At 67.6% G+C, this 8,696-nt stretch carries 6 protein-coding genes; all 6 read left to right on the forward strand.

What is annotated here, in order from left to right; genetic code table 11:
• Nucleotides 1-133: 133 nt before the first annotated feature.
• Complete coding sequence (locus UK12_RS07935; protein WP_045301106.1) at nt 134-2,038, forward strand: ABC transporter family substrate-binding protein; 1,905 nt, start codon at nt 134-136, stop codon at nt 2,036-2,038.
• A gap of 223 nt (nt 2,039-2,261) precedes the next feature.
• Nucleotides 2,262-4,163, forward strand: coding sequence for a translational GTPase TypA (gene typA, locus UK12_RS07940; protein ID WP_045301108.1), 1,902 nt, complete (start codon nt 2,262-2,264; stop codon nt 4,161-4,163).
• A gap of 424 nt (nt 4,164-4,587) precedes the next feature.
• The gene (locus UK12_RS07945) at nt 4,588-6,216 is read left to right on the forward strand and encodes a peptide ABC transporter substrate-binding protein (RefSeq protein WP_045301109.1); all 1,629 of its coding nucleotides are present in this window, start codon (nt 4,588-4,590) and stop codon (nt 6,214-6,216) included.
• Nucleotides 6,217-6,364: 148 nt separating this feature from the next.
• A complete protein-coding gene (locus tag UK12_RS07950; RefSeq protein WP_045301111.1) occupies nt 6,365-7,291 on the forward strand; it encodes an ABC transporter permease in 927 nt (308 codons plus the stop codon).
• On the forward strand, nt 7,284-8,225 hold the full coding sequence (locus UK12_RS07955) for an ABC transporter permease (protein WP_045301113.1): 942 nt from the start codon (nt 7,284-7,286) through the stop codon (nt 8,223-8,225). The genes UK12_RS07950 and UK12_RS07955 overlap by 8 nt, the downstream gene beginning before the upstream one ends.
• 17 nt (nt 8,226-8,242) lie before the next feature.
• Nucleotides 8,243-8,696, forward strand: a 454-nt coding sequence (locus UK12_RS07960) for an ATP-binding cassette domain-containing protein (protein WP_045301115.1), incomplete at its 3' end; no start/stop codon positions are given.

Below are 8,696 nucleotides of genomic sequence, written 5' to 3' on the forward strand. Positions count from 1 at the left end.
TCGTCGAACGGTAGGCCGGGAGGGTGCTTCCCGTGGTGGGGTCACCGTGTCGAGCGCTGCCGGGCGCGCGAGTGTCCTTCAGTGGTGGTCCGCCCTGATCCTCGGATCAACTGACCATCCGCCGGAGAAGTGCATGCGCGTCCCCCAGGTCACTGCCGTCGCCCTCGCCCTGATGATGAGCACCGCTCTGGCCGGCTGCTCCGAGGACAACGCCCCGCCGCCGTCCGCCGCCGACCTCGCCCGCGTCGACCGGTCCGACCTCCGCGAGGGCGGCACCCTGCGCTGGGCCGTGGACTCCGTCCCGGCCACCCTCAACGTCTTCCAGCCCGAGGCGACCGCCGACTCGGAACTGCTCGCCCATGCCCTGCTGCCCAGCCTGTTCCGGCTGGACGAGCACGCCCACGCCACCGCCGACCCCGACTACCTTGTCGCCGCGGAGTCCACCAAGGCGGGGAAGAACCCCCAGGTCGTCACCTACCGGCTCAACCCCAAGGCGGTCTGGAGCGACGGCACCCCGATCTCGGCCGCCGACTTCACCGCCCAGTGGCACGCCCTCTCCGGTGCCGACCCGGCCTTCCACAGCGATCAGCCGGGCGGGTACGCCGCGATCGCCTCGGTCGAGCAGGGCGCGGACGCCCATGAGGTGAAGGTCACCTTCAAACAGCCGTACGGCGCCTGGCGCGCCCTGTTCAGCCCGCTCTACCCGGCCGCGGCGACCGGCTCGGCAGCCACCTTCAACCAGCCGCTCACCGACACCCTCCGCGTCTCGGCGGGCCCGTTCACGGTCCGCTCGTACGACCGCGCGGCCGGAAAGGCGGCGCTGGTCCGCAACCCCGGCTGGTGGGGCGATCCCGCGAAGGCCGAGGAGATCGACTTCCTGGCCACCCCGGCCACCGCCCGGCTGGACGCCCTCGACCAGGACAAGCTGGACATCGCCCCGCTGACCTCCGCCATCGACTACGCGCTGGCGGACCGGGCCGCCACCGGAGGAGCGGCCTCGGCGAAACCGTCCGCCTCGGACGCTTCCGGCGCCGCCTCGCCCTCGGCCTCCGCCTCCCCTTCCGCCTCCGCGTCGGGCGCTTCCGCCTCCGCGTCCGGTGCCTCCGCGTCTGCGGCCTCCGCCGGACCGGTGAAGCCGACTCCGGCCGCGCCGCCGGCCGCCGCGGCGTTGGTCGACGCCTCCGACCAGGCACTGCGGCGGGCCGAGTCGCTGCCCGGACTGAGCCTGCACCGGGCCCCCTCCGCCGCCTTCACCCAGCTCACCCTGAACGCCGCCAGAGCCCCGCTCGCCGACACCGCCGTCCGCCGCGCCGTCGCCCGGGCCGTGGACCGGGAGCGGATCGCCAAGGCGGCCCTCGGCCCGCTGGGCCTGCCCGCCACCCCGCTCGGCAACCACCTGCTGATGGCCGACCAGGAGGGCTACCGGGACAACAGCGCCGCCGCCGACGGCGACGAGACGGCGGCCAAGCAGCTGGACGACGCGGGCTGGAAGCGGAGCGACGGGGGCCGGGCCAAGGACGGCAAGCAGCTCGCCCTCACCCTGCTGATCCCGGACGGCTCCGCCACCGCCCGGCGTACTGCCGACGCCCTCACCGCCAACCTGGCGGAGGCCGGGATCACCCTGCACACCTCACCGGTCCCCGCCGACGGCTTCGTCAAGGACCACCTGGCCACCGGCGACTACGATCTGGCCCTCTTCTCCTGGCCCGTCACCGGCTTCCCCGGCGCCGAGGAGCGCGCCCTCTACGCCAAGCCCCAGCCGGGCCCCGACGGCATCCCGGTGGTCGGCCGCAACTACGCCAGGGTCGGCACCGAGGAGATCGACCGGCTCTTCGACCGGGCAGCCGCCGAACTCGACCTCGGCGCGCAGCGCAAGCTGCTCCAGCAGGCCGACGGCCGGATCTGGCAGCTCGCCCACTCGGTCCCGCTCTACCAGCGCCCCGACCTGGTCGCGGTGCGCAACACCGTCGCCAACGCCGGTGCGTACGGGTTCGCCGGCCCGCGCTTCCAGGACCTGGGTTTCCGCACCGGGAGCTGAGCCGATCCGGCCGTCCACAACCGGTTCCGACCGTCTTCGGATGCCCGTTTCGGATTCGTTGGGTGGTTCCACGTACCATAGGAGGAAGCCGTGGCATGTCATCGTGCCCGGCGGGTGGACCGGTAGTAGCAGGCGGAACGGGCGGCGGCGATCAACAGGGATCGCAAGTCGGCGTCACGCAGCCGGGCGCCGCAACCCACGATTCCGGGAGAATCAGCTAGGCATGCCCACGCGCAACGACATCCGTAACGTCGCCATCGTCGCCCACGTCGACCACGGCAAGACCACCCTGGTCGACGCCATGCTGAAGCAGGCCGGCGCTTTCGCCGCCCACCAGCAGCTCGACGACCGAATGATGGACTCGAATGACCTGGAGCGCGAGAAGGGCATCACCATTCTCGCGAAGAACACCGCGGTCAAGTACCACCCCAAGGACGGTGGCGCACCGATCACCATCAACATCATCGACACCCCGGGCCACGCCGACTTCGGCGGCGAGGTCGAGCGCGGTCTGTCGATGGTGGATGCGGTCGTGCTCCTCGTCGACGCCTCCGAGGGTCCGCTGCCGCAGACCCGCTTCGTGCTCCGCAAGGCGCTGACCGCCAAGCTGCCGGTCATCCTCTGCATCAACAAGACCGACCGTCCGGACTCGCGGATCGACGAGGTCATCAACGAGACCTACGACCTGTTCCTCGACCTGGACGCGGACGAGGACCAGATCGAGTTCCCGATCGTCTACGCCTGCGCCCGTGACGGCGTCGCCTCGCTGACCAAGCCGGAGGACGGCACCGTCCCCGCCGACAGCGAGAACCTGGAGCCGTTCTTCTCCACCCTGCTGGCGCACGTCCCGGCCCCGACCTTCGACGACGAGGCGCCGCTCCAGGCCCACGTCACCAACCTGGACGCGGACAACTTCCTCGGCCGTATCGCGCTGCTCCGCGTCGAGCAGGGCTACCTGAAGAAGGGTCAGACCGTCGCCTGGATCAAGCGCGACGGCTCGATCCAGAACGTCCGCATCACCGAGCTGATGATGACCGAGGCGCTCACCCGCAAGCCGGCCGAGCAGGCCGGTCCGGGCGACATCTGCGCCGTCGCCGGTATCCCGGACATCATGATCGGCGAGACCCTGGCCGACACCGAGAACCCGATCGCGCTGCCGCTGATCACGGTGGACGAGCCGGCCATCTCGATGACCATCGGCACCAACACCTCGCCGCTGGTCGGCCGTGGCGGCAGCGGCAAGGGCGCGGACGCCAAGGCCGCGGTCAAGGACCGCAAGGTCACCGCCCGCCAGGTGAAGGACCGGCTGGACCGCGAGCTGATCGGTAACGTCTCGCTGCGCGTCCTGGACACCGACCGTCCGGACGCCTGGGAGGTGCAGGGCCGTGGTGAGCTGGCCCTGGCGATCCTGATCGAGACCATGCGCCGCGAAGGCTTCGAGCTGACCGTCGGCAAGCCGCAGGTGGTCACCAAGGACGTCAACGGCAAGGTCCACGAGCCGGTCGAGCGTCTGACGGTCGACGTGCCCGAGGAGCACATGGGTGCGGTCACGCAGCTCATGGGTGTCCGCAAGGGCCGCATGGACAACATGTCCAACCACGGCTCCGGCTGGGTGCGCATGGAGTTCGTCGTTCCGTCCCGTGGCCTCATCGGCTTCCGTACGGAGTTCCTGACCAGCACCCGCGGCACCGGTATCGCGCACTCGATCCACGAGGGCCACGAGCCGTGGTTCGGCACCCTGACGACCCGCAACAACGGTTCGCTGGTCGCCGACCGGGCCGGTGTGGTCACCGCTTTCGCGATGACCAACCTGCAGGAGCGCGGCGTGCTCTTCTGCGACCCGGGTACCGAGGTGTACGAAGGCATGATCGTCGGCGAGAACTCGCGTTCCGACGACATGGACGTCAACATCACCAAGGAGAAGAAGCTCACCAACATGCGTTCCTCGAACGCTGATGTTGCCGAGTCGATCGTCCCGCCGCGCAAGCTCTCGCTGGAGCAGTCGCTGGAGTTCTGCCGCGAGGACGAGTGCATCGAGGTGACTCCGGAGACCGTCCGCATTCGCAAGCTGGTCCTGGACCAGAAGGACCGCGGCCGCACCGCGTCGCGGGCCAAGAAGGGCTGACGCTCTTTCGGTAGTACTCGAAGGGCCGGTTGCTGCCCCCCTCTCGCAGGGGGGTGGCGACCGGCCCTTTTCTCACTCTCCGCGATCGACGCGCGTAGTTAGATGATCTTCTAGATGTCCGTTAATCGTACGTAACCGACCGTCATTCAATGCAACTGTCCGTTTCGTTCCTGTCTGAGTATGTCTCATATGTCCGATTTTTAAAATCAATCCAACTTTCATGTGACCAAATTGAAATGCGTAATGGTCATCTAAGTATCCGAGCGTGACCGATAGTGGGTTCAGTCGAGCTCGGGTCAAGGGTTACGCGCAGGGGTGCGCGCCGAAACCTCGGGCGAGGAAGCATCGCTGGGGCGCGGACCTCTGGTCGGTCACCTCCTGCGGTGCTCTCCACGTTTGGATCACGGATACAGGAGGCATATCCATGCGCGGTGCCAGCCAGGCAAAGTGGGTCGTCGCGGCTGTCGCGGTCGCCCTCGCCGCTACCGCCTGCAGCAGCGGCGGTTCGTCTGACAGCAGCGGTGCGGCCGACGCCAAGGGTTCGTTCAGCTACCAGAGCACCGAGCCGCAGCACCCGCTCCAGCCGGCGAACGCCATGGAGGTCGGCGGCGGTCGCATCATCAAGAACCTGTTCCGTGGGCTGGTCGACTACGACCCCGCCAACGGCAAGCTGCGCAACCAGGTCGCGGACAAGATCGAGACCACCGACTCCCAGCACTACACGGTGACGCTGAAGTCCGGTTGGACCTTCCACGACGGCACTCCGGTGACCGCCCAGTCCTTCGTGGACTCCTGGAACTGGTCGGCCAACACCAAGAACAACCAGGTCAACAGCAACTGGTTCGTCGACATCGCCGGTTACGCGGACGTCCACCCGGAGAAGGACAAGGGCGCCCCGACCTCGGACAAGATGTCCGGTCTGAAGGTCGTGGACGACACCCACTTCACCATCGACCTGACCGCCCCGGTCTCGTACTTCGAGTACAAGCTCGGTTACACCGCCTTCTCGCCGCTGCCGAAGGTCTTCTTCACCGACCCGGCCAAGTACGGCGAGTCCCCGATCGGCAACGGCCCCTACAAGTTCGTCTCGTGGGAGCACAACAAGGCCGTCACCCTCGCCGCCTACGACAAGTACGCGGGCGTGGACAAGCCGAAGAACGGCGGCATCGTCTTCAAGAACTACACCCAGGCCGAGGCCGCCTACAAGGACCTGGTCTCCGACAACCTGGACGTGCTGGACCAGGTCGACCCGAGCGACCTGGCCTCGTACAAGAACGACCTTGGCGACCGCGCGGTCGACCAGCCGCAGGGTGGCATCACCTCCATCGCCTTCGCGATGTACCAGCCGGACTGGCAGGGCGCCGACAAGGCGAAGGTCCGCCAGGGCCTGTCCATGGCGATCGACCGGGACACCATCACCAAGACCGTGCTGCAGGGTTCGCGCATGCCGGCCGACAGCTGGGTCGCGCCGGGCGTGGCCGGCTACAAGAAGGGTGCCTGCGGCGAGGCGTGCACCTTCAACCCGGCCAAGGCCAAGGAGCTGATCGCGGCCGGCGGCGGCGTCCCGAACAACAAGGTGACGATCCTCTACAACGCCGACGGCGGCCACAAGGACTGGGTCGACGCGGTCTGCAACTCGATCCGCCAGAACACCGGTGTGGAGTGCGTCGGCGACCCCAAGCCGGACTTCAAGACCGCCCGTGACCTGATCGACGGTCACAAGGTCGACAGCATCATGCGCTCGGCCTGGCAGCAGGACTACCCGCTGAACGCCAACTTCCTGCGCGACATCTACGGCACCGGCGCCTCCGCCAACGACTCGCTGTACTCCAGCCCGGAGTTCGACCAGCTGTCGAAGCAGGCCGACGCGGCCGCCTCGATCGACAAGACCACCGAGCTGTACAGCCAGGCCGAGGCCGTGCTGGCCAAGGACATGCCGGCCATCCCGCTGTGGTACTACAAGACCAACTCCGGCTACTCGAACAAGGTTCAGAACGTCAAGTTCGACTCCTTCGGCGACCCGGTGTTCACCGAGGTCGAGATCAAGAAGTAGGCAGGCCGGTACCACCAGGCCCGCCAGGGCTGCCCTCAGCGCAGCCCGGGACCAGCAGCAGGCGTAACGGGCCGGTGCCGACCCCTCCCCCAAGAAGGGCGGGTGTCGGCACCGGCCGCTTCCGCGCCGACCACGCAATGGAGGCATGATGGGGCGCTTTGTCGCGAGGCGACTGCTCCAGATGATCCCGGTGTTCATAGGTACGACCGCACTGATCTTCTTCATGGTGCATGTCCTACCGGGTGACCAGGTCCGGGCGATGTGGGGAGACAAGCAGCCGGATCCGGCTCAGCTCGCCTCACTCAAGCACAAGTTCCACTTGGACCTGCCGCTCTGGCAGCAGTACGTGGAGTATATGAAGGGCCTCTTCACCGGGGACTTCGGTGAGACCCTGTCGGGCCGCAAGGTCATTGACGTGATCTCAGAGGCCATGCCGGTGACCGTTCGACTGGCACTGATGGCCTTCGGTATCGAGATCGTCTTCGGTATCGCGCTCGGCCTGCTGTCGGGGCTCAAAAGCGGGAAGTTCGCGGACAAGAGCACTCTTGTCCTCACCCTGATCCTGATCTCCATTCCGGTGCCGGTGCTCGGTTTCGTCTTCCAGACGATCTTCGGTATCAACCTGAAGTGGGTCAAGCCCACTGTCCAGGACTCCACGGATCTGCAGCAGTTGCTGCTGCCGGCCATCGTGCTGGGGTCGCTTTCGCTGGCGTACGTCGCCCGTCTGACCCGCACCTCCATCGTGGAGAACATCCGTGCCGACTACATCCGCACCGCGGTGGCCAAGGGCCTGCCGCGCCGGAAGGTGATCGTCACCCACCTGCTCCGCAACTCCATGATCCCCGTCATCACCTTCCTGGGCACCGACCTCGGTGCGCTGATGGGCGGAGCGATCGTCACCGAGGGCATCTTCAACGTCAAGGGTGTCGGGAACGCGCTCTACCACGCGATCAACCAGAAGGAAGGAGCGACGGTCACCGGGTTCGTGGTCGTCCTCGTGATCGTCTACCTCGCCGCCAGCCTGATCGTGGACCTGCTGTACGCGGTCCTGGACCCGAGGATCCGTTATGCCTGACCTGATCGACACGAAGTCCCCCGCCGACCCGGCCAAGAGCGGTGCCGTCGAGGCAACGGCCAAGCCGGAGAAGGCCCGAAGCCTCGGCTCGGATGCCTGGGAGGACCTGCGCCGCCGCCCGATCTTCCTCATCTCCGCAGTGCTGATCCTGGTGCTGATCGTGATGAGCATCGCCCCCGGCCTGTTCACCTCGGTGGACCCGCGGGCGGGCGATCTCACGCACGACTACCTGAGGGCGCCGAGCTACGGCCACCTCTTCCAGGGCGACTGGTTCGGCTACGACGTCCAGGGCCGTTCCATCTACGCCCGGGTGGTCTACGGCGCCCGCGCCTCGATCGTGGTCGGTATCTGCGTCACCGCCTCCGTGACCATCGTCGGCGGCCTGATCGGCATGCTGGCGGGCTACTTCGGCGGCTGGATCGACACCCTGCTCTCCCGGCTGACCGACGTCTTCTTCGGTATCCCGCTGCTGCTCGGCTGCCTGGTCGTGCTGAACGCCTTCACCGACCGCACGGTGTGGAGCGTGGTCTTCGCCCTCGCCTCGATCGGCTGGACCCAGATGGCCCGCGTGATGCGCGGTTCGGTGATCACCATCAAGCAGGCCGACTACGTCACCGCTGCCAAGGCGCTCGGTGCCGGTACGGGCCGGATCCTGTTCAAGCACGTCCTGCCGAACGCGATCGCCCCGGTGATCGTGGTGGCCACCATCGCCCTCGGCGGCTACATCGCGACCGAGGCGACGCTGAGCTTCCTCGGCATCGGCCTCCAGGACCCGACGATCTCCTGGGGCATCGACATCGACTCGGCCCAGAAGGCGATCCGGCAGGCGCCGTTCGCACTCTTCTTCCCGGCCGGCATGCTCAGCATCACCGTGCTGGCGTTCATCATGCTCGGTGACGCGGTCCGCGACGCCCTCGACCCGAAGCTGCGCTGAGAGAGGCGAAACGCACCATGACCACTGTCACTGAGAAGACCGACGGCGGGGAGCGCCTCACCCCCGGCACCCCGCTGCTCGAAGTCCGCGACCTGCACGTGGAGTTCGTGACCCGGGACGGCATCGCCAAGGCCGTCAACGGCGTCAACTACTCCGTCGCGGCGGGCGAGACGCTGGCCGTGCTCGGCGAGTCCGGCTCCGGTAAGTCCGTCACCGCGCAGACCATCATGGGCATCCTGGACATGCCTCCGGGCCGGGTCACCTCGGGTGAGATCCTGTTCCGGGGCCAGGACATGCTCAAGATGTCCAAGGAGGAGCAGCGCAAGCTCCGCGGCCAGAAGATCGCGATGATCTTCCAGGACGCGCTCTCCGCGCTCAACCCCGTGCTGAGCGTGGGCTACCAGCTCGGCGAGATGTTCCGGGTGCACCGGGGCGCCTCCCGCAAGGAGGCCAAGGCCAAGGCCATCGAGC

Source organism: Saccharothrix sp. ST-888 (assembly GCF_000955975.1).
Lineage (GTDB): Bacteria > Actinomycetota > Actinomycetes > Streptomycetales > Streptomycetaceae > Kitasatospora.

What these genes read in the sequence shown, in the direction of transcription:
- UK12_RS07935 (WP_045301106.1), top strand. Translation starts at nt 134, where the DNA reads ATGCGCGTCCCCCAGGTCACTGCCGTCGCCCTCGCCCTGATGATGAGC.
- typA (WP_045301108.1), top strand. Translation starts at nt 2,262, where the DNA reads ATGCCCACGCGCAACGACATCCGTAACGTCGCCATCGTCGCCCACGTC.
- UK12_RS07945 (WP_045301109.1), top strand. Translation starts at nt 4,588, where the DNA reads ATGCGCGGTGCCAGCCAGGCAAAGTGGGTCGTCGCGGCTGTCGCGGTC.
- UK12_RS07950 (WP_045301111.1), top strand. Translation starts at nt 6,365, where the DNA reads ATGGGGCGCTTTGTCGCGAGGCGACTGCTCCAGATGATCCCGGTGTTC.
- UK12_RS07955 (WP_045301113.1), top strand. Translation starts at nt 7,284, where the DNA reads ATGCCTGACCTGATCGACACGAAGTCCCCCGCCGACCCGGCCAAGAGC.